Below are 20888 nucleotides of genomic sequence, written 5' to 3' on the forward strand. Positions count from 1 at the left end.
GCCCGGCGGCTGTCGGCGCTCGGTCACCCTTGTCAGCCCTTGTCGAGGTACTGCTCGCGCTCCTCGTCCAGCAGTGCCTCCAGGGCCGTGCGCAGGCCGGGCAGCCGCTCCAGGTCCGGGTCGGCGGCGACCACCGCGGCGGCCTCCTGGCGGGCTTCGGCGATGATCTCCTCGTCCTCGATGACCGCGAGCATGCGCAGCGAGGTGCGGGCGCCGGACTGGGCCTGGCCGAGGACGTCGCCCTCGCGCCGCTGTTCCAGGTCGATGCGCGAGAGCTCGAAGCCGTCCAGGGTGGAGGCGACCGCGTTCAGGCGCTGCCGCGCCGCGCTCGCCTCCGGCATCTCGGTCACCAGGAGGCACAGGCCGGGCGCCGAGCCGCGGCCCACGCGGCCGCGCAGCTGGTGCAGCTGCGAGACGCCGAAACGGTCGGCGTCCATGATCACCATCGCGGTGGCGTTCGGCACGTTGACGCCGACCTCGATCACCGTCGTCGCGACCAGCACGTCGGTCTCCCCGGCGGCGAACCGGCGCATCACCGCGTCCTTGTCGTCGGGGTGCATACGGCCGTGCAGCACCTCGACCCCGAGGCCCTTGAGGGGGCCCCCGGCCAGCTGGCCGGCCACGTCGAGCACGGCGAGCGGCGGTCGCTTCTCCACCTCGTCCTCGGGCGACCTCCCCGCCTTCTTCGGGTCGCCCGGCTCGTCGATGTCGTCACCGATGCGGGGGCAGACGACGTACGCCTGATGACCGCCCGCCACCTCCTCGCGCACCCGCTCCCAGGCGCGCGCCAGGAAGTGCGGCTTGTCGGCGGCCGGCACCACATGGCTGGCGATCGGCGAGCGCCCGGCCGGGAGCTGGTCGAGGACGGAGGTCTCCAGGTCGCCGAAGACGGTCATGGCGACGGTCCGGGGAATCGGCGTGGCGGTCATGACCAGCAGGTGCGGCGGCTGCTTGCCCTTGCCGCGCAGCGCGTCGCGCTGCTCCACCCCGAACCGGTGCTGCTCGTCGACCACGACCAGACCGAGGTCGTGGAACTGCACCTTGTCCTCGATCAGCGCGTGGGTGCCGATCACGATCCCGGCCTCGCCGGTGACCAGGTCGAGCAGCGCCTGCCGGCGCCCGGCCGCGCCCATGGACCCGGTGAGCAGCACCACTTTGGTGCCCTGTTCGGCTCCGCCCAGCATCCCTCCCTCGGCCAGCTCTCCCATCATCTCGACGATCGAGCGGTGGTGCTGCTGGGCGAGGACCTCGGTGGGCGCGAGCATGGCGGCCTGTCCGCCCGCGTCCACGACGGCGAGCATGGCGCGCAGGGCGACCAGGGTCTTGCCGCTGCCGACCTCGCCCTGGAGCAGGCGGTGCATCGGGTGGTCGGTGGCCAGGTCGTCGAAGATCTCCTGGGAGACCTTCCGCTGGCCGTCGGTGAGGGTGAAGGGCAGCTTGGCGTCGAAGGCGGCGAGCAGGCCGTCCGGGGCGGGGACGCGGGGCACCGCCGGGAGCTGGGCGTCCGCGTGGCGGCGGCGGGCGAGGGCGACCTGGAGGACGAACGCCTCGTCCCACTTGAGGCGGGAGCGGGCCTCGGCGATGTCCGCCTTCGTGTGCGGACGGTGGACCTTCAGGAGAGCCTCGGGGAGGGAGACGAGGCCCCGGCCCGCGCGCAGGGAGTCCGGCAGGGGGTCGACGGCCTCCTCGGCACGGGGCAGGACCGTCTGCACCGACTTGGCGATCTTCCAGGACTCCAGCTTGGCCGTGGCGGGGTAGATCGGGATGAGCGCGCCCGCCCAGCTGTCGACCGTCTCGGTCACGTCGTCGCCGCGCAACAGCTCGTAGGCGGGATGGGCCAGTTGGAGTTTGCGGTTGAAGACGGAGACCTTGCCCGCGAACAGCGCGCGGGTGCCCGGCAGGAGTTCCTTGTGGGGCTTGTGCACTCCGTTGCCGAAGAAGACCAGCTGGAGGCGGCCGCTGCCGTCGGTGATCGTGACCTCCAGGCGCTGGCCCTTGCCGCGGGGCGCCTTGGCCGAGGCGAAGGTGTGCAGCCGGGCGTCGGCGACCTGGGCGACGACCGTCACATGCTCCTCCATGGGGAGGTCAGCGAGCCGGGTGAGCTGACCGCGCTCCTCGTATCTGCGCGGGTAGTGGTGGAGCAGGTCTCCGACGGTGTGCAGGCCGAGGTGCTCGGCCATCACCTTCGCGGTGGCGGGGCCGAGCACCTTCTTCAGCGGTTCTTGCAGTGCGGGCACGAGATCCATTGCACACCACGCCACTGACAACGCCGTATACGTCTTGCAAATCCGCTGGTCAGCGGGGTGGTTCGCGGCCTAGGATGACCCATCCTTCCGGCTCGCCCCCCGCGGTCACCGCCCCACCGGGACCGCCCGACCCCGCGCCGTCGACCATCCCCCACCCGCGGCGCCGTGACGATGGACTCCCAGACCTCAAAGGCATCTCAGTCACCTCAGTCACCACAATCACCCCATACGTTTCAGGTCGACCTGCGCGGTCTGGTGGACCTGCTCTCCCATCACCTGTACTCCAGTCCCAAGGTCTACCTGCGCGAGCTGCTGCAGAACGCCGTGGACGCCATCACCGCCCGCCGCGCCGAACAGCCGGACGCGCCGGCCGCCGTCCGGCTGTACGCGGACGGCGGCAGCCTGCGCGTGGAGGACACGGGTGTCGGGCTCACCGAGTCCGACGTGCACAGCCTGCTCGCCACCATCGGGCGCAGCTCCAAGCGGGCCGAGGGGCTTCAGGAGGCCCGGTCCGACTTCCTGGGCCAGTTCGGCATCGGGCTGCTCGCCTGTTTCGTGGTCGCCGAGCGCATCCGGGTCGTCAGCCGCAGCGCCCGTACGCCGGACGCGGCGCCCGTGGAGTGGACGGCCACCGACGACGGGTCCTATGTCGTGCGGACGTTGCCGCCGGACGCCCGGCCCGAACCCGGCACGACGGTGCACCTGGTGGCGCGCCCCGGAGCCGCGGACTGGCTCTCGGCGGACCGGGTGCGGTCCCTGGCACGGGACTTCGGTTCGCTGCTGCCGTACGACGTCCGGGTCGGCGACGAGCCGGTCACGGAGCTGCCCGCGCCCTGGGACCGCGCATACCCCTCCCCCTCAACCCGCAGGGTGGCCCTGGCGCGCCACTGTCACGACCTGTTCGGTTTCACACCGCTGGACTCGATCGACCTGGACGTGCCGCTCGCCGGGGTGCGGGGGGTGGCCTATGTGCTGCCGAGCGCGGTCAGCCCGGCGCAGCGGGCGAGCCACCGGGTGCATCTGAAGGGCATGCTGCTGACCGAGCGGGCCGAACAGCTGCTGCCCGACTGGGCGTTCTTCGTGCGCTGTGTCCTCGACACGGACAGTCTGCGACCCACGGCCTCCCGCGAGTCGCTGTACGAGGACGAGACGCTGGCAGCCGTGCGGGAGGCGCTGGGGGAGCGCATCCGCTCCTGGCTGACCGGGCTCGCGGCCGGCGACCCCGAGCGCCTGGCCGCCTTCCTGTCCGTGCACTACCTGGGGGTGAAGTCGCTCGCGCGGCACGACGGGGAGATGCTGCGCACGATGCTGCCGTGGCTCCCCTTCGAGACCACGGACGGGCGGCTGTCCCTGGAGGAGTTCGCACAGCGGCACCCGGTCGTGCACTTCACGCGCACGGTGGAGGAGTACCGGCAGGTCGCGCCGATCGCGTCCGCGCAGGGCGTCGGAGTGGTCAACGGCGGCTACACCTACGACAGCGAACTGGTGCAGGCCCTGCCGTCGGTGCGCCCGGGGACGGTGGTCGCGGAGCTGGACGCGGACACCGTGACCGCGCACCTGGACGCGGTGGACCCGGCCGAGGAGCTGGCGCTGTCGGCCTTCCTGGGAGCGGCACGCGCCAGACTCGACCCGCTCGGCTGCGATGTCGTCCTGCGCGCGTTCCACCCCCTGTCCGTGCCCGCCCTGCACCTGGACGACCGGGCGACCCGCCACGAGCAGGCCCGCGCGGAGGCCGAGGAGCAGGCCGACGACCTGTGGGCGGGGATCCTCGGATCGCTGCGTGGCAGCGCTCCGCGCGCGCGTCTGGTCCTCAACCACCTCAACCCGCTGATCCGCAGGATCGGCTCCCTGTGCGACCCGGAGCTGATCGGCACCGCCACCGAGTCCCTCTACGGGCAGGCCCTGCTGATGGCCCAGCGCCCGCTGCGGCCGGCGGACTCCGCGCTGCTGAACCGGGCATTCATCGGCCTGCTCGAATGGGCCACCCACACCGACTCCCCCAAGGACGGCTCCCGATGAGCCAGGTCATGGACTTCGACTCGCTGCGCCGGGCGATGGCGGACAACTACGAGCAGCCGGAGGGCCCGGCGCGCAACGCGCGCGCGGAGCAACTGCTCGCGGAGGCGGAGAAACTGAACATTCCGCTGGCCGTGATCGAGGCGCTCGGGCACCAGTTGAAGGTCTACAACTACAGCTCCGAGAAGGACAAGATGTTCGTCCCCTTCGCGCGACTGCTGCGCATGTGGGACGAGCGCCCGGAGGACTTCGACGAGTACGAGACCCACTCGCTGCACTGGGTCTTCAAGTGGATGTCGGCGGGCATGCTGGGCCAGCCGCACATCCCGCTCGCCTCCATGGAGAAGTGGCTCGGCGAGATGGAGCACCGCTACCGGCTCGCCGGCCACTCCGAACGCGCCGTACGCAGCGCGGAGTTCAGCGTCGCCGCGCACATCGGTGACCTGGATCGCGCCGAACGGGCGTACGCCGCATGGCTGGCCGCCGACCGTGACGAGATGGCCGACTGCCATGCGTGCGAGCTGCACGACCAGGGGTGGTGGCAGGCGCGCAAGGGCGAGGACGAGCGGGCGCTGGAGCTGTGGCGGCCCGTGCTGGACGGGGAGTACGTGTGCGCGCACGAGCCGCACGCCGTCCTGGCCTCCTCGCTGCTGCCACTGCTGCGCCTGGGCCGTCCGGACGAGGCGCGGGGGCACCACCTGCGCGGGTTCCGGCTGGTGCGGGGCATGGAGAGCATGCGCAGCTCGTACGCCGACCATGTGGAGTTCTGCGCGCTGACCGGCAACGAGGCCCGCGGTCTGGAACTGCTGGCCGAGCGTCCGGCGTACTTCACGGACCCCGGGGAGCCGCGCAGCAGGCTGGACTTCCTGGCGGTGGTGACCCTGCTGATGGACCGGCTGGTCGCGCTGGGGCTCGGCGGGCAGGCGGTGCCGGGCCCGGCGGGCCGGGAGTGGACCGCCCGGGAACTCGCCGCCCACGCGCGCGAGGAAGCGCTGGCGCTCGCCGCCCGCTTCGATGCGCGCAACGGGACGGCCTACGTCGGTCAGCGCACCCGGGAGCGGATGGACCGCCGTCCGCTGATGGACCGGCTGCCGCTCGGCGTGCGAACGGCCCGCCCGGCGCCCGCGCCCGCACCGGTGCCTGCCGCGCCGGTTCCGGAGCGGGACCTTCCGGCGCTGCTCGCCGAGGCGCGGCGGCTGTCGGACGCCATGGATCCACAGGCAGTGGACGCGTGGGCGGCGGTGGCGCGAGCGGCGGAGGGCCGCGAGCTGGATGCCCGGGACCGCGCGGACCTCGCCGACCACGAGGCGATCGGCCGGGGCCCGGAGGGCGCCGAGTCCTTCGAGCGCGCGGCCGAGCTCTACGCGGCGGCGGGCGACCCGGGTGAGGCGCTGGCGGCACGCGCGCGTGCCGCGTTCGTCCGCGCCCTGACGGGCCACTCCGACCGGGCGCTGGAGGAGATCACCGGGCTGCGGCAGGAGGCCCTCGCCCTCTTCGAGGAAGGCGGTACGGGGGTACGGCAGACCGCATCCGTCCTGGTGGGGCGGGCCCGCATCCTGATGCACCGGCTGGAGGAGGACGAGGGCTCCGCCGGGGCCGCCGAGGAGGCCGTACGGGAGCTGCTGGCGTTCGCCGGGCCGCACACGGCCGAGATACGTCTGGCGTCCCGGGCCGCGGAGGCCACGGCCATGCTCGCGGAACTGGCCGGGCGGGCCGGGGACGCGGAGGCGGCGGCGGAGCTGCTGCGGCGGGCGGCCGAGGAGTACGTGGCGGCGGGCCTGCCCTGGTTCGCGGTGGAGCACGAGGCACGGCTGGCCCATCTCGCGCGGCAGCTGGACGACCCGGAGGGCGGCGAGCGGGCGGCCCGCGCGGCGCTGGAGCACGGTCAGGGGCATCTGGAGCCCGCCGGGCAGGCGCAGCTGCACCTGGGGCTGGCGGAGGCGCTGAGTACCTCGGGACGGGTCGCGGAGGCCGCGGAGCACGCCCTGGAGGCCGCCCACTGGGCCGACGAGGCCGGCGAGGGCCCGACGCTGGGCGCGTGGGCGCGGCACCAGCTGGGCGGTCTGCTGCTGCGGCAGGGCCGGTTCGCGGAGGCGGCCGAGGTGCTGGAGTCGGCACTGCCCGATCTGACCGCGGAGACGCACGGCGAGGGCGCGATCGTGCAGACGCAGTGGTGGCTCGGCGACTGCCACACGGAGCTGGGCGAGCACCGGGACGCCGCCGAGCGGTGGCTGCGGGCAGCCGAGATCGCCCGGCACTGGCCGGAGCAGCGGGACCACGCCATGCTGGCGCATCTGGCCGCGGAGGCGCTGGGCCACGCGGACCTGCCGGAGGAGGCGGACCGGGCCTACGCCCGCGCCGCGGACCTGTGGCGCGGCCTCGGCAACACCCACGGCCTGGTGCGCGCCCTGCGTGCCCGTGCCTGGCTCGCCGCTCGCGGGGAGGGGGGCCTGGACGCGGCCCGGGAGCTGATGGCGGAGGCGGCCGGGGTATGCGAGTCCGGCTCGCCCGAGGACGACGAGGCGCGGATCCGGCTGGTCACCGAACTCGGCCACACCCACCGCCAGTTCGGCGATCTGGTCGCCCGGTCGGCCGCAGAGGGCACGGACGAGGGCACGCTGCGGGCGGCCTTCGAGGAGGCCCTCGGACACATCGTGGAGGCGATCGCGGTCTTCGCGTCCCTCGGGGCGGTCGCCCTCGGCCCGCGCACCGGCGCCGAACTGGCCGCGGGATGGCTGGAGGCCGACCTTGGCCGCCCGGACGCGGCGTCGGCACGCGCGCGTGCGGTGCTGTCGGCGTACGAGGGCGCCGACGGCGGCGCCGAGCCGGTGCGGGCACGGCGCGCCGAGGCGGAACGGCTGCTCGAGGCGCTGGACGCGCAGCGCAAGGAGTGACGCCCGTGCCGGGTGCCCGTGATCGCGGACGGGCACCCGGCGCGCACCGCCGGGTGCGCGCCGCCTGCTGCCCTGCCCCGACGGCCGGAGAACCGGCGCCGGCCGTTCACCTCACTCCACGCCGATCAGCAGCAGCGGCCCCTGCCGCCCGCCCCGGTAGACCACCGTGTCGACCGCCAGGTACGACTCGCGCACCCGGGCCTCCAGATGCGCCGCGACCGTCTCGGGGGCCTCGTCGCCCAGAACCAGCGTGACCATCTCGCCGCCCGCCGCCAGCATCCGGTCCAGGACGGTCTCGGCGGTCGCCGTGACGTCCGAGCCGATGACCGCGACGTCGCCGTCGATCAGGCCGAGGACGTCCCCGGCCTGGCAGATGCCCGCCATCGTCCAGGACTGGCGTTCGGCGACCGCGACCTCGGCGTAACGGGTCGCCCCCGCCGCCGACGTCATCGCCACGACGTCCTCGTCGAAGCGCCGCTCCGGCTCGTGGACGGCCAGCGCCGCGATCCCCTGCACCGCGGACCGGGTCGGGATCAGCGCCACGCGGATCCCCTCCGTACGGGCCTGCTCGGCCGCCGCGGCCGCGGTGTGGCGCAGGTCCGCGTCGTTGGGCAGCAGCACCACCTCGCGCGCGTGCGCCCGCCGCACCGCCTGCACCAGTTCGCCGCTCGCCGGCGGCTCTCCGGGCCGGGCGAGCACGGTGGTCGCCCCGGCCTCCTGGTACAGCCCGGCCAGGCCCTCGCCCGGCACGACCGCCACCACCGCACGCTGGGCCCGCTCGCGCGGCGGCCGCGCGGCACGCGTGGTGTGCACGTCGCCGGCGGCGAAGTGCGTGATCCGGATCCGGTACGGCCGCCCGGCCTCGACGCCCGCCTCGACGGCGGCGCCCGCGTCGTCGAGGTGCACATGGACGTTCCACAGCCCGTCGCCGCCGACCACGACCAGTGAGTCGCCGAGCGCGTCGAGCCGCTCCCGCAGCCGTGCCACGGCCTCGTCGTCGGCCTCGAGGAGGTAGATCACCTCGTAGGCGGGGCCGCCGCCGTCCGCCGGGGCGCCCGCGCACTCCTCGGAGCCGACCCGAAAGTCGCCGTTCACGCGCGCGTAGGCCCCCGGACCGCCGGGGACCGGTGGTGCCTCCCCCGTGAAGGTCTCCACGAGGGCGGCGAGCACCGCCACCAGACCCCGGCCGCCGGCGTCGACGACACCGGCACGCTCCAGGACCGCCAGCTGCCCAGGGGTCTCCGCGAGGGCCGCCCGCGCTCCCTCGTACGCCGCCCGGGCGACGCCGGCGCAGTTCTCCTTCGCGCCGACGGCCGCGTCCGCGGCGGCCGAGGCGACCGTCAGGACGGTGCCCTCCACGGGGTGGGCGACGGCGTGCCGCGCGGAGTCGGCCGCCCTCCGCAGCGCGAGGCGCAGTCTCCGGGCGTCGGTGTGAGCGCTCTCACCGTCGGCGGCGAGCACCTGGGCCATGCCGCGCAGGAGCTGCGCGAGGATCGTCCCCGAGTTGCCGCGGGCCCCGATGAGCGCGCCGTGCGCCATGGCCCGCACGGCGTCGGCGAGCGTCGGCCGCTCGGTGCCGCCCGCCTCGTATCCGGCGAAGACCGCCTCGACGGCCGCGGCGGCCGACTCCACGGTCAGATAGAGATTCGTGCCGGTGTCCCCGTCGGCCACGGGATAGACGTTGATCGCGTCGATCTCCTCGCGCGCCCGTCCCAGCGCCTTGAGCGCGAGACCGCACCAGGTGCGCACCGCGAGGGCATCCAATGGCTGCGGCACCTGCGCCACCTGCGCCTCCTTGAGCTGCTGGACGTGGGACGCAGCGTAGACCCACAGCGGGTACGGCCCGGAAGAGGGCCGGGCGGACGTCCGGCGCCAGGGCCCCGGCACGGCCGGCTGCGGATCCGAGCCGTTCCGGGGCCCGGACCCGGCTGCGGGGCGGCCGTGGTAGTTTCGTTGTACGGGCGCAGCCGTTGTATGCTGCTCCGGTTGCCCGATCCAGGTCGGGCTTTTCCCCCGGCAGAGCCACTCAGATCCTATGATCTCGATCCCGGCATGCCGGGATCAACCGTAAGTGCATCTGAAGTCTTTGGAGTGACCCGTGGCTGCCAACTGCGACGTCTGCGGCAAGGGGCCGGGCTTCGGCAACAACATCTCGCACTCGCACCGCCGTACGTCCCGCCGCTGGAACCCGAACATCCAGCGTGTGCGTACCGTGGTGGGCGGGACGCCGAAGCGCGTGAACGCTTGCACCTCGTGCATCAAGGCCGGCAAGGTCTCGCGCTGACGCCCAGTTAAGCGCGCGGCCACCGCTGGTTCGCTGCACAGAGCCGGTCCACTGACGTGGGCCGGCTTTCTGCTGTGCCCGCACGGCCGCCGCCTGCCAGAATCCGCCCCATGCGCTTCGGCATCCTCGGCCCCCTCGACGTCCGCACCGGAGACGGAACCCCCCTAGACCCGGGCGGCCCCCGCCCCCGCGCACTGCTGACCCTGCTGCTCCTCGACGCGGGCCGGACCGTGTCCACCGAGCGCCTCGCCGACGGTCTGTACGGCGAGGAGCCGCCCGCGGGCCGGGCCAACGCGCTCCAGTCGCAGATCTCCCGCCTCCGCAAGCGGCTGGCCCCGCACACGCGGATCGAGGCGACCGCCACCGGCTACCGGCTCTCCGTCTCCCCCGACACCGTGGACGCCCACCGCTTCGAGCGGCTCGCCCGGGAGGGCGCCTCGGCTCTGGCGGCCGGTGACCACCACGGGGCCGCGGCCGTGCTGCGGGAGGCCCTCGGCCTGTGGCGCGGCCCCGCCCTAGCCGATCTGCCCGGCGCGCCCGCCGGGCGGGTCCGCCTGGAGGAGCTGCGGCTGGCCGCCGTGCAGGACCGCGCCGAGGCGGACCTCGCGCTCGGCGCCGGACCCCGCCTCGTGCCCGAGCTGCGCGAACTGCTCGCCGTCCACCCGCTGAGCGAGCGGCTGTACGCACTGCTGATGCGGGCCCTGCACGCGGGCGGGCGGTCCGCGGAGGCGCTCACGGTGTACGAGGAGGCCCGTCGCACGCTCGCCGAGCAGCTCGGCGCCGACCCCTCCCCCGAGCTGTCCGGTCTGCACCGGGAGCTGCTGCGCGGCACCGGGCCCGCCCAGGGCGGCCGCCTGCCCGCCCAGCTGACCCGCTTCGTCGGCCGGGCCCCGGAACTCGCCCGTATCCGGACCCTGCTCGCCTCGTCCGGCACCCGGCTGGTCACCCTCACCGGCCCGGGCGGCGCGGGCAAGACCCGCCTGGCGACGGAGGCGGCACTCAGGTACGCCGAGGGCCGGGGCGACACCGGCGGCGCCCCCGGCACCAGGGCCCGGGCCACCACACCCGACGTCTGCTTCGTCGAGCTCGCCCCCCTGACCGACGGCTCCCGGATCCCGTACGCGGTGCTGGCCGCGCTCGGTGTGCGCGAGGGGTTCCGGGGGCCCGCCGCCGACGCCGGCGATCGGCTGCTGGCCGTTCTTGAGGACCGGGAGCTGCTGCTGGTGCTCGACAACTGCGAGCACCTCGTGGAGGACGCGGCACGGTGGGCCGCCCTCGTCCTCGGCTCCTGCCCCCGCGTACGGATCCTGGCGACCGGACGCGAGGCGCTGGGCATCACCGGGGAGGTGCTCTGCCCGGTGCCGCCGCTGCCCCCCGAGCAGGCGATGGGGCTCTTCCTGGACCGGGCCCGCGCCGTACGTCCCGGCTTCGACGGGCATGCGCGCGTGGCGGACGTCTGCGCCGCGCTCGACGGACTGCCGCTGGCGATCGAACTGGCCGCGGCCCGGCTGCGCACGCTGACCCCGGAGGAGCTGGCCGACCGCCTGGACGACCGGTTCCGGCTGCTGTCCCGGGGCGACCGCACCAAGGCGCCCCGGCACCGCACCCTGCGCGCGGTCGTGGAGTGGAGCTGGGACCTGCTGGACGACGAGGAGCGGGAGCTGGCCCGGCGGCTGTCGGTGTTCCCGGGTGGCGCCACGCTCTGCGCGGTCGAGGCGGTGTGCGGTGTGCCGTACCCGGAGGACCTCCTGGCGTCGCTGGCCGAGAAGTCCTTCCTCGAGGTGGCGGACGGGCGCTACCGGATGCTGGAGACCATCCGCGCGTTCGCCGCCGAGCACCTGGCCGCGGCCGGTGAGCGGGAGCGGCTGCGGGACGCGCACGCCGCGTACTTCCTGCGGCTGGCCGAGCGGGCGGAGCCGTACATCCGCGGCGGCGAGCAGCTGACCTGGCTGGCCCGGCTGACCGCCGAGCACGGCAATCTGGACGCGGCCCTGCGCCACCTGGTGGCCACGGCCCCCGAGGACGCGCTGCGCCTCATGGCTCACCTCTCCTGGTTCTGGCGGCTGCGCGGCCCGCACGGCGAACAGGTGCCCGTCGCCCTCGCGCTGCTGGCGGCGGTAGGCGACGAACCTCCCGAGGGGCTCGCCGAGGAGTACGCCCTGTGCGCGATGAACACGGTCACCGGACGCGGCGACGACCCGGCGGAACCCGGCCGCGTCGCGCGCATCTCCGAGATCCTGCGCGCCCTGGACCGGCCGCTGCGGCTGCCGTTCACGATGGTGCTCTGGGCGCTCTGCGGAGGCCCCTTGCTCACCGCCGACACGGCACTCGAGGCCGTCCGGCTCGGCGACGACCCGTGGGGCCGCGCACTGCTCGATGTGGGGCTCGCCTACCAGGCACAGTTCGCGGGCCGACCCGGCGACTCCGAGGCCGCCTTCGCCCGGGCCCTGGCCGGCTTCCGCGCGACCGGTGACCGCTGGGGCATGGCCAACTGCCTCGATCCGCTGGGCGGCTTCGCCGACGGGCGCGGCGAGTACGGGCGGGCGCTGGAGCTGTTCGACGAGGGCCTGACGCACGTCCGGGAGCTGGAGGCGCCCGAGGAGACCGCGGACCTGCTGCGCGCCCGGGCGACCGCGCTGCTGCACCGGGGCGACTTCGAGGAGGCGGCCGCGCACTTCGAGCAGTCGGCCGGCCTCGCCCGCGCGGCCGGTGTGCCCGACAAGGAGGCGAGCGCCCGCCGGGGCCTCGGCGACCTGGCCCGGCTGACCGGGGACACCGCCCGGGCGCGCGTGGAGTACGAGAGGGCCCTTCAGGCGTGTGCCGCCAACTGGTTCAGCGTCGGCGAGAGCGTCCGCATCCTGATCGGGCTCGGCCGCACATCGGCCGCCGAGGGGCGGACGGAGGAGGCCCGCGCCTGGTTCGGGCAGGCCGCCGGGCTCGCCGGAGAGGGGACGAGCGTGCTGGAACTCGCCGCGGCCGCCGAGGCATTGGCGTCGGTCGCCGAGTCGCCCGAGCGCGCGGCCGAGCTGCTCGGCGCCGCCACGGGCCTGCGGGGCGCGCCGCTCCCGGGCGACCCCGATGTCGTACGCACCCTTCGGGCCACCCGCGAAAAGCTGTCCCCGAAAGCCTATGAAGAGGCCTTCGACCAGGGACGGCGTCTGCGGTCAGCGGCGGTCAGCGAACGGTAGGAGCACGGTCAGCGCCGTCGCCGAAGCTCCTTCGCATGACGAACACACCCGACCTCGGCCACCTGACCGTCCTCGTTTCCGGCGCCAGCGTCGCGGGACCCGCCGTCGCCCTGAACCTCGCCCGGTACGGTGCCCGCGTCACCGTCGTCGAGAAGGCGCCGGCCCTGCGCGAGGGCGGCTTCGCGGTCGACTTCCGTGGACATGTGCACCGCAGGGTGCTGACCGCGATGGGCATCTGGGACGACGTCCACGACCACCAGACCCACATGGGACGGCAGACCGTGGTCGGTGCCGACGGCACCCCGCGCGTGGATCTGCCGGCGGAGATGATGAGCGGCGATGTGGAGATCTTCCGCGGTGACCTCGCACGGATCATGTACGAGCACACCAAGGACCGCGTGGAGTACGTGTTCGGCGACTCCATCGCCACGCTCACCGACACCTCCGAAGGCGTCGACGTCACCTTCGAGCGCGCCGCGCCGCGCCGCTTCGACCTGGTCGTCGCCGCGGACGGGCTGCACTCGCACACCCGCCGCCTGGTCTTCGGCGACGAGTCCCGCCATCTGCGCTTCTTCGACCACTATGTGGCCGGCTTCGACATCCCCAACCACCTGGGCCTGGACCGCACCGGGCGCGTCTACAGCGAGCCCGGCCGCGCGGTCGTCATCGGCAACTACGACGGTGACCCGGACCGCGCCGGCGCCCTGCTCGTCTTCCGGTCCGAGCAGCTCGCGTACGACCGCCGGGACGTCGCCGCGCAGAAGAGGATCCTCGCCGAGCGGTTCGCGGGGATGGGCTGGGAGACGCCCGCGGTGCTGAAGGCCCTGGAGACGGCGGACGACCTGTACTTCGACGCGATCGCCCAGATCCACATCGACCGGCTGGCCAAGGGGCGCGTGGTGCTGCTCGGGGACGCCGGGTACGGCGCCACGATGGGCGGGATGGGCACCGGTGCGGCGGTCGTCGGCGCCTATGTCCTGGCGGGCGAACTCGCGCTGGCCCGCGGCGACCACCGCACGGCGTTGGCCGCGTACGAGGCACGGATCCGTGACTTCGCCAAGGGCTGCCAGAAGATCTCCGGCAACGCGGGCCCGTTCTTCGCCCCGGCGACCGAGCGGCGGATCCGCAGCCGGGACCGGATGTACCGGCTGCTCAGCTCGCGTCTGCTCGCCGGGTTCTTCAAACGGCTGACGGAGAAGGCGGCGACGGACATCGAGCTGCCCGAGTACCCCGCGTGAGGGCACCGGCCGCCCGCGGTGGGTCAGGCGTCCCCAACGCGCACGAGCCGGGCGACTACATCTCGATGTCTCCGAAGTGGTCCCAGCCGCCCTTGCTGGTCCACGGCGCCCCGTCGACCGTCACCTGGGGCAGCGCGGAGGGGTTGAGGACCTCGCCGATCACCTTCCAGCGCGCGGGCAGCTTCACGTCCCGCGGGAAGGTCGCCACGATCGCGTGGTCCTCGCCGCCCGTGAGCACCCACTGGATGGGATCGACGCCCACGGCCTGCCCGATGTCGTTCATCTGGGAGGGGATGTCGATGGCGCCGGAGCTGATGTCGATGCGCACCTTGCTGGCCTCCGCGATGTGCCCGAGGTCGGCGATGAGCCCGTCGCTGACGTCGCACATGGCGGTCGCGCCGAGCCCGGCGGCGGCCGGCCCCGCGTGGTACGGCGGCTCGGGGCGCCGGTGCGCCTCGACGAACGCGCGCGGCGAGCGGAACCCGCGGGAGAGCACCGCGTGCCCGGCCGCGGACCAGCCGAGCCAGCCGGTGACGGCGACCACGTCGCCGGACTGGGCACCGGCCCGGGTGACCGGCTCGTGGCCGCGCAGATCCCCGAGCGCGGTGATCGAGACCATGATGGTGTCGCCGCGTACGACATCGCCGCCCACCACGGCCGCGCCCGCGACCTGGCACTCGTCGCGCAGGCCGTCCATCAGCTCGGTGGGCCAGGTGACGGGCAGTTCGGCCGGGACGACGAGACCGAGCAGCAGAGCGGTCGGCACGGCGCCCATCGCGGCGATGTCCGCGAGGTTCTGCGCGGCCGCCTTGCGCCCGACGTCGTACGCCGTCGACCAGTCCCGGCGGAAGTGCCGGCCCTCCAGCAGGATGTCGGTGCTCGCCACCACCCGGCGGTCGGGTGCTGCCACCACCGCGGCGTCGTCGCCGGGGCCGAGCCGGACCGCCGGGGTGGTGGTGAGCCGCGCGGTGAGCTCCCTGATGAGCCCGAACTCGCCCAGCTCGCCCACGGTGCCCTTCATCGTCGTACGTCCCCTTCTCTTGCCTGCCGCGCGCGGTCGCGAGCCGTCGTCGCCGCCGGTACGGTCGAGTCGACCGTCAACTTGTGTCGCGGGTGTTCCCCGGTGCTCACGCCACAGCCCCCGCGGGTCTCCCCGCGGCAAGCGGCAACGCGATACCGTGGCGTCCCTTTCCCCCACATGATCCTCGTGGCCGCCCTGGAGGTTCCGTGGTACAGGCGTACATCCTGATCCAGACGGAGGTCGGCAAGGCGTCGACCGTCGCCGAGACGATCAGCAAGATCCCTGGGGTCATCCAGGCCGAGGACGTGACGGGTCCCTATGACGTCATCGTGCGCGCTCAGGCCGACACCGTCGACGAGCTGGGCCGCATGGTGGTCGCGAAGGTCCAGCAGGTGGATGGCATCACCCGAACCCTGACCTGCCCGGTGGTGCACCTGTAGCCCCCGTCTACCCTTGGCCGGTGCACTTCTTCCGTCACCGGCTCCTCGGACTGCCCGCTCTCGCCCTGTTGATCGCCGCGGCGGGCTGTTCCTCAAGCGACGGCAGCCCCTCGGCGGCGGTTCCCAGCCCGGACGCGAAGGTCGCACAGCTGTGCCGGAACCTGGACGAGGTGCTGCCGCGGAAGGTGGACGGCCTCGAGCGGAACGATCCCGAGCCCCGGTCCGCACTGACGGCGGGCTGGGGAAGCCCGGCGATCATACTGCGCTGCGGCGTGGTGAGGCCCGCGGAGATGGACGACCCCGAGGCCGACGGCGTGGAGGTCGACGGTGTGGGCTGGCTCCTGCAGAAGCGGGACGACGGCTCGTTCCGCTTCACCACCACGCTGCGCCGGGCATACGTCGAGGTGAACCTGGGCAAGGCACGCACGGAGGGCGGGGTGGCACCGCTCGTCGGTCTGGCGCCCGCCGTCAAGAAGGCGATCCCCAAGGGGATCGCCGGCTGAGAGGTCGTCCCGCTCCTGCCGCGGGCCCGCCGAACGGTGCTACCGCAGGCCCGTCGAACGGTTCAGCGCCGCCTGGATCAGGCGGTCGACCAGCTCGGCGTAGCCGATGCCGCTCGCCTGCCACATCTGCGGGTACATGGAGATCGGTGTGAAACCGGGCATCGTGTTGATCTCGTTGATCACGAACTTCGCGTCCCCTGTGAGGAAGAAGTCCGCGCGGACCAGCCCCTCGCAGGACGCGGCCTCGAACGCCCGCACGGCGAGCCGCTGGACCTCGGCGGTCTGCTCGTCGGTCAGCGGCGCGGGCACGATGCCGGGGGTGGAGTCGATGTACTTGGCCTCGAAGTCGTAGTACGCGTGCGCGTCCGGCGGCGGGATCTCGGCCGGCACCGAGGCGCGCGGGCCGTCCTCGAACTCCAGCACACCGCATTCGATCTCGCGTCCGCTGACCGCGGCCTCCACGAGGATCTTGGGGTCGTGACGCCGGGCCTCCGCGATCGCCTCGTCGAGACCAGAGAGGTCGTCGACCTTGGTGATGCCGATCGACGAACCCGCGCGCGCGGGCTTCACGAACAGCGGCCAGCCGTGCTCGCCGGCGAAGTCGACGATCTTCTTGCGGGCGGCGGACTCGTCGCGTTCCCACTCGCGCGGGCGGATCACCACGTACGGGCCGACCTCGAGCCCGAACGAGGTGAACACGCGCTTCATGTACTCCTTGTCCTGGCCGACGGCGGAGGCGAGGACTCCGGAGCCCACATACGGCACACCGGACAGCTCCAGCAGGCCCTGGACGGTGCCGTCCTCGCCGTAGGGGCCGTGCAGCACCGGGAAGACGACGTCGACCTCGCCCAGTGCCTTGGGCACCGAACCGGGCTCGCTGTAGACGACTTCGCGGTTCTTGGGGTCGACGGGCAGCACGACGCCGCCCTCCTGCGACTCGGCGAGTTCCTCGACGCTGGGCGTACGGCGGTCGGCGATCGCCATCCGCTCGGGCTCGTCGGCGGTGAGCGCCCAACGGCCGTCCCGGGTGATACCGATCGGCAGGACGTCGTACTTCGTCCGGTCGATGGCGCGCAGCACGGCACCGGCCGTGACCACGGAGATACCGTGTTCGGAGCTGCGGCCGCCGTAGACGACGGCGACGCGCGGCTTGCGAGGGCGCTGCCCAGGGCTCTGGGGGAGGTTCTCGGTGCTCATATCGCGATGAGAGTACCCGGTGGTAGGGCCCTGAGACAGCGTCCGCCGGACCGGGTCGCTCAGCGTCGTTCTGGCTTCGCGCTGCGCGACATCAGCTCCTTGAGGGCGACGACCGGGGGCTTGCCCTCGTGCACGATGCCGACGACCGTTTCCGTGATGGGCATGTCGACGCCGTGCCTGCCGGCCAGATCGAGCACGGACTGACAGGACTTGACACCCTCGGCGGTCTGCCGGGTGACCGCGATGGTCTCCTCGAGCGTCATGCCCTTGCCCAGGTTGGTGCCGAAGGTGTGGTTGCGCGACAGCGGCGAGGAGCAGGTGGCCACCAGGTCGCCGAGGCCCGCGAGCCCGGAGAAGGTCAGCGGGTCGGCGCCCATGGCGAGGCCGAGCCGGGTGGTCTCGGCGAGCCCGCGCGTGATGAGAGAGCCCTTGGCGTTGTCGCCGAGGCCCATGCCGTCCGCGATGCCGACCGCGAGGCCGATGACGTTCTTGACCGCACCGCCGAGTTCGCAGCCGACGACGTCGGTGTTGGTGTACGGCCGGAAGTACGGGGTGTGGCAGACGCTCTGGAGGCGCTGGGCGACGGCCTCGTCGGTGCAGGCCACCACGGCGGCGGCCGGCATCCGGGCGGCGATCTCGCGGGCCAGGTTGGGCCCGGTGACGACGGCGACGCGCTCCGGTCCGACCTTGGCGACGTCCTCGACGACCTCGCTCATCCGCATGGCCGAGCCGAGTTCGACGCCCTTCATCAGGGAGACGAGGATCGTGTGGGGCGCGAGCAGCGGCGTCCACTCGGCGAGGTTCCCGCGCAGGGTCTGCGAAGGGATCGCAAGTATGGTGAAGTCCGCCCCACGCGCGGCCTCGGCCGGGTCCGTGGTGGCCCTGAGGTTCTCGGGCAGTTCGACGCCCGGCAGGTAGTCCGGGTTCGTACGGGTGGAGTTGACCGCCTCGACGAGTGCGCTGCGGCGCGCGCACAGGGTGACCTCACACCCGGCGTCGGCGAGCACCATGCCGAAGGCCGTCCCCCACGATCCCGTTCCGAACACGGCCGCCTTGACCGGCTTGCTCACTTGCCCTGCCCCTCCTTCTGGCGTGCCATCTCCTGGGCGGCACTGCGGCGGCGCTGCTGGATGCGCACCTCGCGCGGGTCGTACGGCTTCTCGGGCGCCTTCTCGCCGCGGATCTGCTCCAGCTGGCGGGTGATGGCCTTCATGATGACCTCCGTGGCCTCCTTCAGAAGCTCGGGGGACATCTCCTTGTCGTAGAAGCGCGAGAGGTCCACGGGCGGGCCCGCGAGCACATGGTGGGTCTTGCGCGGAAAGAGGTTCGGCTTCTTGGCGTAGGGCGGCAGCAGCTCGTTGGCTCCCCACTGGGCGATGGGGATCACCGGGCACTTGGTCTCCAGCGCGACGCGGGCGGCACCGGTCTTGCCGGTCATCGGCCAGCCGCCCGGGTCCCGGGTGAGGGTGCCCTCGGGGTAGAAGGCGACGCACTCGCCGCGCTCCACCGCGTCGATCGCGGCCCGGAAGGCGCTGAGGGCGTCCGTCGTCTCGCGGTAGACGGGGATCTGCCCGGTCCCGCGCATCGCGGCGCCGACGAATCCCTTCTTGAAAAGACCGCTCTTGGCCAGGAAACGAGGAACGCGCCCGGTGTTGTACTGGTAGTGCGCGTAGGCGAACGGGTCCACATGCGAATTGTGGTTCACCGCGGTGATAAATCCGCCCTCGGCCGGAATGTTCTCCATTCCGCGCCAGTCCCGCTTGAGCAGAACCACCAGCGGCGGTTTGCAGAGGACCGCTGCAAAGCGGTACCAGAAGCCGATTCTGCGGCGGGGCACGCGGACACCTTCCTCTAGGGACCCGGCGATCAGGCCCGGGGCTGGGGCTGGGGGCCGCACAAGTGTCGCCCCAGGCCGCCCGTCTGTCGAGAACACGGTACGCCCGCCCGTCTCCGCCGACCGCCGTTGCATGGGGCTTCGCACGCCTTTTCCCCGTCTCGACCGCCGCCAGGGCCGTCGGTTCCCCGGGGGGATCCGGGTGACAATGGACGCGCCAAGACAGGGACGGAGCGCTCGTGCAGTGGACTGTGGTCGTACCCCTGAAAGCCCTTGCGCGGGCGAAGAGCAGGCTCTCGGACACCGCGGCGGACGGTCTGCGTCCCGCCCTCGCCCTCGCCTTCGCCCAGGACACGGTGGCCGCCGCGCTCGACTGCGCCGCGGTGCGCGATGTGGCGGTCGTCACGGGCGATCCACTGGCCGGGCGCGAGCTGGCGGCCCTGGGTGCCCGGGTCGTCGCGGACGAGCCGGCGGACGGTCTGAACGCCGCGCTCGCGCATGCGGCGGGGGTGGTACGGGCGGCCCGGCCCGGCGCCGCCGTGGCGGCGCTGAACGCCGATCTCCCGGCGCTGCGCGCGGTGGAATTGGCCCGGGTCCTGGATACGGCCGCCGAATTCCCGCGCGCTTTTCTGCCCGATGCCGCGGGAATCGGTACGACTCTGCTCGCCGCGGCTCCCGGTCGGGAATTGCTGCCCGCATTCGGTATGGATTCACGGGTACGGCACCGCGCCTCGGGTGCGGTGGAAATCGCCCTTGAGGCGGTGGACTCCGTACGTCAGGACGTGGACACCGGGGACGATCTGCGTGCGGCCCTGGCCCTGGGTGTGGGCCCGCGTACGGCGGCCGCGGCGGCCCGGCTGCTGATCCCGGGGCAGCCTGCGGGCTGACGTGGGGCTCCGGCCCGGGAACGGGCCGCGAGGGGCGCGGAACGGTCGATAGGCTGCCGTCATGCAGGCGACCGCGTACACCTACGACGCCGAGAGCCGCACCGGCCAGGTGCTGCTCGACGACGGCACCCCCGTCCCCTTCGACGCGCCCGCGTTCGACGCGGGCGGGCTCAGGCTGCTGCGCCCGGGGCAGCGGGTCCGGATCGAGATGGAGGGCGAGGGCGAGGCCCGGCGTATCACGCTGGTGACCCTGCACACCTTCTGAGCAGGCCGCCGCCGATCGTCGCCGTGCACTTTCCGCGCATGCCCCGCAACGCACCGCGGGCCGGGCTCCCCCTGGGAGCCCGGCCCGGCGCGTAGGTGCCCGTGCGCCCCGTTAACGGCGGGCGGTGGTCTTCTTGGCAGTGGTCTTGCGTGCCGTGGACTTCTTGGCCGGGGCCTTCTTCGCCGGGGCCTTCTTGGCCGCCGCCTTCTTCGCGGTGGTCTTCTTGGCGGTCGTCTTCTTCGCGGCCGCGGTGGTCTTCTTGGCGGTCGTCTTCTTCGCGGTGGTCTTCTTCGCCGCCGCCGTGGTCTTCTTCGCGGGGGCCGCCTTCTTCGCAGCGGCCTTCTTCGCCGGGGCCGCCTTCTTGGCGGTGGTCTTCTTGGCCGCGGCCTTCTTGACCGTGGCCGCCGCGCCGCCGGCCTGGAGGCTGCCCTTGGGCGCCTTCTTCACGGAGACCTCGCCCCCGCGCGGCAGCTTCTTCGTGCCGCTGACCAGGTCCTTGAAGCCCTGGCCCGCGCGGAAGCGCGGCACGGAGGTCTTCTTGACCCGAACCCGCTCGCCCGTCTGGGGGTTGCGGGCGTACCGGGCAGGACGCTCCACCTTCTCGAACGAACCGAAGCCGGTGACCGAGACCCGGTCGCCTCCGACGACCGCGCGGACGATGGCGTCCAGGACCGCGTCGACAGCATCGGCGGCCTGCTGGCGACCGCCCATCTTGTCGGCAATCGCTTCTACGAGCTGCGCCTTGTTCACGTCTTCCCCTTCGGAGACATCGCCAGAACGAAAGTGTTCAAGCTTTTTCGCACGTTAGGCAGATATATACCGCAAATCAAACACGAAACGGGCTAATCACCCTTGTGCCGCAACCGACTCGGCCG

General features: G+C 73.3%; 16 protein-coding genes. 9 read left to right on the forward strand and 7 right to left on the reverse strand.

The window, feature by feature from the left end; all coding sequences use genetic code 11:
* Positions 1-32: 32 nt before the first annotated feature.
* The gene (gene recG, locus LZ604_RS10995) at positions 33-2246 is read right to left on the reverse strand and encodes an ATP-dependent DNA helicase RecG (protein ID WP_234514676.1); all 2214 of its coding nucleotides are present in this window, start codon (positions 2244-2246) and stop codon (positions 33-35) included.
* A 171-nt stretch (positions 2247-2417) separates the two neighbouring features.
* Between recG and LZ604_RS11000 the strand changes: the two genes are divergently transcribed.
* Positions 2418-4265, forward strand: coding sequence for an HSP90 family protein (locus tag LZ604_RS11000; protein WP_234514928.1), 1848 nt, complete (start codon positions 2418-2420; stop codon positions 4263-4265).
* Positions 4262-7156, forward strand: coding sequence for a tetratricopeptide repeat protein (locus tag LZ604_RS11005; protein ID WP_234514679.1), 2895 nt, complete (start codon positions 4262-4264; stop codon positions 7154-7156). Before LZ604_RS11000 ends, LZ604_RS11005 begins: the two co-directional genes overlap by 4 nt.
* Positions 7157-7267: 111 nt before the next feature.
* On the opposite strand, the gene LZ604_RS11010 is transcribed toward LZ604_RS11005, so the two are convergent.
* Positions 7268-8941 (reverse strand): DAK2 domain-containing protein, encoded by a 1674-nt coding sequence (locus tag LZ604_RS11010; RefSeq protein WP_234514682.1) that lies wholly within the window; start codon positions 8939-8941, stop codon positions 7268-7270.
* 313 nt (positions 8942-9254) lie between these two features.
* Between LZ604_RS11010 and rpmB the strand changes: the two genes are divergently transcribed.
* The 3 genes from rpmB to LZ604_RS11025 all read left to right on the forward strand — a co-directional run bounded on the left by rpmB (position 9255) and on the right by LZ604_RS11025 (position 13866).
* On the forward strand, positions 9255-9440 hold the full coding sequence (gene rpmB / locus LZ604_RS11015; protein WP_003993230.1) for a 50S ribosomal protein L28: 186 nt from the start codon (positions 9255-9257) through the stop codon (positions 9438-9440).
* A gap of 110 nt (positions 9441-9550) precedes the next feature.
* Entirely contained in the window at positions 9551-12628 is a 3078-nt protein-coding gene (locus LZ604_RS11020) for an AfsR/SARP family transcriptional regulator (RefSeq protein ID WP_234514694.1), read from the forward strand.
* 35 nt (positions 12629-12663) lie between these two features.
* The gene (locus LZ604_RS11025; protein ID WP_234514696.1) at positions 12664-13866 is read left to right on the forward strand and encodes an FAD-dependent monooxygenase; all 1203 of its coding nucleotides are present in this window, start codon (positions 12664-12666) and stop codon (positions 13864-13866) included.
* A gap of 55 nt (positions 13867-13921) precedes the next feature.
* On the opposite strand, the gene LZ604_RS11030 is transcribed toward LZ604_RS11025, so the two are convergent.
* Positions 13922-14887 (reverse strand): thiamine-phosphate kinase, encoded by a 966-nt coding sequence (locus LZ604_RS11030; RefSeq protein WP_234514709.1) that lies wholly within the window; start codon positions 14885-14887, stop codon positions 13922-13924.
* Positions 14888-15093: 206 nt separating this feature from the next.
* On the opposite strand from LZ604_RS11030, the gene LZ604_RS11035 reads away from it, so the two are divergent.
* Both LZ604_RS11035 and LZ604_RS11040 read left to right on the forward strand, forming a co-directional pair.
* On the forward strand, positions 15094-15327 hold the full coding sequence (locus tag LZ604_RS11035) for an Lrp/AsnC family transcriptional regulator (protein ID WP_028802415.1): 234 nt from the start codon (positions 15094-15096) through the stop codon (positions 15325-15327).
* Between the two features lie 20 nt (positions 15328-15347).
* Positions 15348-15830: a DUF3515 domain-containing protein gene (locus LZ604_RS11040; RefSeq protein WP_234514711.1), complete on the forward strand. Its 483-nt coding sequence runs from the start codon at positions 15348-15350 to the stop codon at positions 15828-15830.
* A 39-nt stretch (positions 15831-15869) separates the two neighbouring features.
* On the opposite strand, the gene LZ604_RS11045 is transcribed toward LZ604_RS11040, so the two are convergent.
* Genes LZ604_RS11045 through LZ604_RS11055 form a run of 3 tightly spaced genes read right to left on the reverse strand, consistent with a single transcriptional unit; the run spans position 15870 to position 18864 of the window.
* Positions 15870-17027: a D-alanine--D-alanine ligase family protein gene (locus LZ604_RS11045; RefSeq protein WP_234514713.1), complete on the reverse strand. Its 1158-nt coding sequence runs from the start codon at positions 17025-17027 to the stop codon at positions 15870-15872.
* A gap of 59 nt (positions 17028-17086) precedes the next feature.
* On the reverse strand, positions 17087-18097 hold the full coding sequence (locus LZ604_RS11050; protein ID WP_234514715.1) for an NAD(P)H-dependent glycerol-3-phosphate dehydrogenase: 1011 nt from the start codon (positions 18095-18097) through the stop codon (positions 17087-17089).
* A complete protein-coding gene (locus LZ604_RS11055) occupies positions 18094-18864 on the reverse strand; it encodes a lysophospholipid acyltransferase family protein (protein WP_234514728.1) in 771 nt (256 codons plus the stop codon). Before LZ604_RS11055 ends, LZ604_RS11050 begins: the two co-directional genes overlap by 4 nt.
* A gap of 236 nt (positions 18865-19100) precedes the next feature.
* On the opposite strand from LZ604_RS11055, the gene cofC reads away from it, so the two are divergent.
* Positions 19101-19748, forward strand: coding sequence for a 2-phospho-L-lactate guanylyltransferase (gene cofC, locus LZ604_RS11060; RefSeq protein WP_234514731.1), 648 nt, complete (start codon positions 19101-19103; stop codon positions 19746-19748).
* Between the two features lie 61 nt (positions 19749-19809).
* Positions 19810-20013, forward strand: a complete 204-nt coding sequence (locus tag LZ604_RS11065) for a hypothetical protein (protein ID WP_234514743.1) — start codon at positions 19810-19812, stop codon at positions 20011-20013.
* Between the two features lie 111 nt (positions 20014-20124).
* Here the strand turns inward: LZ604_RS11065 and LZ604_RS11070 are convergent, their stop codons facing one another.
* Entirely contained in the window at positions 20125-20763 is a 639-nt protein-coding gene (locus LZ604_RS11070; RefSeq protein WP_234514745.1) for an HU family DNA-binding protein, read from the reverse strand.
* Positions 20764-20888 lie beyond the last annotated feature (125 nt).

Source organism: Streptomyces glomeratus, from assembly GCF_021462825.1.
Classification (GTDB): domain Bacteria; phylum Actinomycetota; class Actinomycetes; order Streptomycetales; family Streptomycetaceae; genus Streptomyces; species Streptomyces glomeratus.

Coding starts and splice junctions, on each gene's coding strand:
- LZ604_RS11065 (WP_234514743.1), top strand. CDS start 19,810: ATGCAGGCGACCGCGTACACCTACGACGCCGAGAGCCGCACCGGCCAG.
- LZ604_RS11000 (WP_234514928.1), top strand. CDS start 2,418: ATGGACTCCCAGACCTCAAAGGCATCTCAGTCACCTCAGTCACCACAA.
- LZ604_RS11045 (WP_234514713.1), bottom strand. CDS start 17,027: ATGAGCACCGAGAACCTCCCCCAGAGCCCTGGGCAGCGCCCTCGCAAG.
- LZ604_RS11020 (WP_234514694.1), top strand. CDS start 9,551: ATGCGCTTCGGCATCCTCGGCCCCCTCGACGTCCGCACCGGAGACGGA.
- LZ604_RS11030 (WP_234514709.1), bottom strand. CDS start 14,887: ATGAAGGGCACCGTGGGCGAGCTGGGCGAGTTCGGGCTCATCAGGGAG.
- LZ604_RS11005 (WP_234514679.1), top strand. CDS start 4,262: ATGAGCCAGGTCATGGACTTCGACTCGCTGCGCCGGGCGATGGCGGAC.
- LZ604_RS11025 (WP_234514696.1), top strand. CDS start 12,664: ATGACGAACACACCCGACCTCGGCCACCTGACCGTCCTCGTTTCCGGC.
- recG (WP_234514676.1), bottom strand. CDS start 2,246: ATGGATCTCGTGCCCGCACTGCAAGAACCGCTGAAGAAGGTGCTCGGC.